The 2,995-nt window shown below is 63.0% G+C and carries 2 protein-coding genes and 1 pseudogene; 1 reads left to right on the forward strand and 2 read right to left on the reverse strand.

The window, feature by feature from the left end:
- Window positions 1-181: pseudogene (locus OC446_RS29815) on the reverse strand (hypothetical protein); the annotation flags it as partial.
- A 409-nt stretch (window positions 182-590) separates the two neighbouring features.
- Here OC446_RS29815 and OC446_RS29820 point away from each other — a divergent pair.
- The gene (locus OC446_RS29820; RefSeq protein ID WP_262032507.1) at window positions 591-1,265 is read left to right on the forward strand and encodes a ParA family protein; all 675 of its coding nucleotides are present in this window, start codon (window positions 591-593) and stop codon (window positions 1,263-1,265) included.
- A 69-nt stretch (window positions 1,266-1,334) separates the two neighbouring features.
- Here the strand turns inward: OC446_RS29820 and OC446_RS29825 are convergent, their stop codons facing one another.
- Window positions 1,335-2,618 (reverse strand): O-acetylhomoserine aminocarboxypropyltransferase, encoded by a 1,284-nt coding sequence (locus tag OC446_RS29825; RefSeq protein WP_262032508.1) that lies wholly within the window; start codon window positions 2,616-2,618, stop codon window positions 1,335-1,337.
- Window positions 2,619-2,995 lie beyond the last annotated feature (377 nt).

Consider the following 2,995-nt stretch of genomic DNA (forward strand, 5'->3'; position numbering starts at 1 on the left):
CGAGACCGCCGACGATCGCGCCCGTCACACCGCCCACAGCTGCGCCAATCGGACCGCCGACGATGGCACCGCCCACGGCACCCGTGGCTGCACCGGCAGCGGCGCCGCCGGACTGGGCGAAGGCACCCACAGGGGCGAGGGCTACGAGAACAGCGCCTGCAAACAAGATCTTCTTAGACATTTGTCAGCTCCTAGACTGGTGAAGTCTGGAGCTTAACGGCTAAGCGAGAGTGTGGTTCCGGCGGTGTAAAGCTGTTTTAAAACGCCCAATCCAAGGCGCAGATTGGTAAAACCGCATCCGGATCGATCACGCCCGCAAGCATTTCTCAGGTGGGGCACGGATCAATTTTCCCGGCGAGTTTTCTGCTCCTTTCAGGACTTCGAGAGACCTTCAGACGACTTTGCGGACGAGTTCCGCCGCAGTGCAACGGGTCGAGGCCGAGCAATGGGAACCCGGCCTTCGTCAAATTCCTCGTTGGAATACATCGCAGATTAGGAAATCAGTGCTTGCTCTGATACAGGTGAACAATATTAAGATAGGTTAACCCCTAGGTGCAGGGCTGTTGGAACAGGCTTATGAGGAGTCAGGCATGAATGTGCTGGTCTTTGCTTCGCGGAAAGGCGGCTCGGGTAAGAGCACGCTTGCAGCCCACCTCGCGAGTTATATCGCCAACCCTTCCCGCCCCACATTGCTGATCGACAACGATCCGCAGGGCTCCCTGTCTCTCTGGCACAAGATCCGCAACCAGGAGTTCCTGGGCCTCAAGCACAATGTGCGCAACATCGACGAGGCCATCAAGCAGGCCAAGCGCGAAGGCTACGAGTGGGTTCTGGTCGACACGCCGCCGAACAAGTCGGCGATTGTCGCTGAGGCGATCAAGCAGGCCACCCTCGTGATCGTTCCGACCCGCGCGAGCCTGTTCGACATCGCCGCCCTGCAGGACACGGTTGCCATCGCCCGCGAACACCGCAAGCCTTACGCCGCCGTGATCAATGCCGCGCCAGCCAAGCATGGCGACACCGAAGCCCATGTGGTGGCGGATGCGCGCGGCGCCTTGAATGCCCTTCAGGTTCCGGTCTGGGCCGGCCAGATCACCCATCGCCCTGAACTGACCCTGTCCCTCGCGACGGGCGAGGGCGCGCGGGAATACGATGCGGGCTCGCAAGGGGCCGAGGAAATCGGCCGCCTCTGGACGGCGCTCGAGCGTTCGCTCGCCGCGATCCACAACACCTACAAGAAGGCTGGCTCGTCCCGCGCCGCGTAGCTATCGGTTTTTCAGCAGAAAGGGCGGCATTCGTGCCGCCCTTTTTGTTTGTCTTCGCTTGGCCGTCGGTTACGCCGCGTCGAGGGCCTGGTTGAGGTCGTCGATCAGGTCCTGCGTGTCCTCGAGGCCGATGGAGAGGCGCACCACCTCGGGGCCTGCTCCGGCTTGCGTCTTCTGCTCGTCGGTGAGCTGGCGGTGCGTGGTCGAGGCCGGATGGATCACGAGGGAACGGGTGTCGCCGATATTCGCCAAGTGCGAGAACAGCTTCAGGTTCGAGACGAGCTTCACGCCGGCCTCGTAGCCGTCCTTGAGGCCGAAGGTGAACACCGCGCCAGCGCCCTTGGGGCAGTACTGCTTGGCAAGGTTGTGGTAGCGGTCGGAGCGAAGGCCCGGATAGCTGACCCAGGACACCTTGTCGTGGGCCTGCAGGTGTTCGGCGACAGCCAGGGCATTGTCCGAGTGGCGCTGCATGCGCAGCGGCAGGGTTTCGATGCCGTTGAGGATCAGGAAGGCATTGAATGGCGAAAGCGCCGGGCCGAGGTCGCGCAGGCCGAGAACGCGGCAGGCGATGGCGAATCCGAAATTGCCGAAGGTCTCGCCCAGCACCATGCCGGCATATTCCGGACGCGGCTTGGACAGCATGGGATAGCGGTCGTCGCCCGCGAAGTTGAACGAGCCGCCGTCGACGATCACGCCGCCGACTGAGTTGCCGTGGCCGCCGAGGAATTTGGTGGCCGAATGGACGATGATGTCCGCGCCATGCTCGAAGGGACGGATCAGGTACGGCGAGGCCATCGTGTTGTCGACGATGAACGGAATGCGGTGCTTCTTGGCGATGGCCGCAATGGCCCGGAGGTCGACGATCACGCCGCCTGGATTGGCGATGGATTCGACGAAGATCGCCTTGGTCTTCGGCGTGATAGCGGCCTCGAAGGAGGACGGATCGTCCGAGTCGGCCCAGACCACGTTCCAGCCGAAGTTCTTGTAGGCATGGTTGAACTGGTTGATCGAGCCGCCGTAGAGCTTCTTGGCCGCGATGAACTCGTCGCCGGGCTGGAGCAGGGTGTGGAAGGTCAGGAACTCCGCCGCGTGGCCCGACGCCACGGCCAGCGCCGCCGTGCCGCCTTCGAGCGCCGCGACCCGCTCCTCGAGTACCGCGCAGGTCGGGTTGCCGATGCGCGAATAGATGTTGCCGAACGCCTGAAGGCCGAAGAGCGAGGCGGCATGGTCCACGTCGTCGAAGACGAAGGACGTGGTCTGATAGATCGGCGTCGCGCGGGCACCGGTCGCAGCATCGGGAGCCGCCCCGGCGTGGATGGCGAGCGTATTGAAGCCTGGCAGACGGTCGGTCATGGTTGGGCGTTCCTCTAGGAAGTGGATGCGTTCTATTTAAAGAACGTATCGTTCTTCCGTCAAGGAGGGTATTGGGGGCGCAGGCGATCGACATTCTCACGCGACGGGAAAGCATGGGCCTGCGTCCGAGATGCGCCGAAGCCGTCTTCGGATGCCGCTAAGGGTGGCGCCCCGCAGGGTGACAGCGGGGGCTTGTGCATCTCTGTCAAAGAGCCAGCACCTGCAGGCCCGCAGCTTGCGCTGCGGGCCTGCAGGGTCGAGGGTGGCGCGACGGGCCGTCCGGCTCGATCTCTGGTGGTGAAGGTGAGAGCCGAACTGCTCATCACGCACGGTTCTTTTAGGCGTTTAAACTTGGAATCAGCACAAGGCTGCCAAGG

The organism is Microvirga sp. Mcv34 (assembly GCF_024519725.1).
Taxonomy (GTDB): Bacteria; Pseudomonadota; Alphaproteobacteria; order Rhizobiales; family Beijerinckiaceae; genus Microvirga.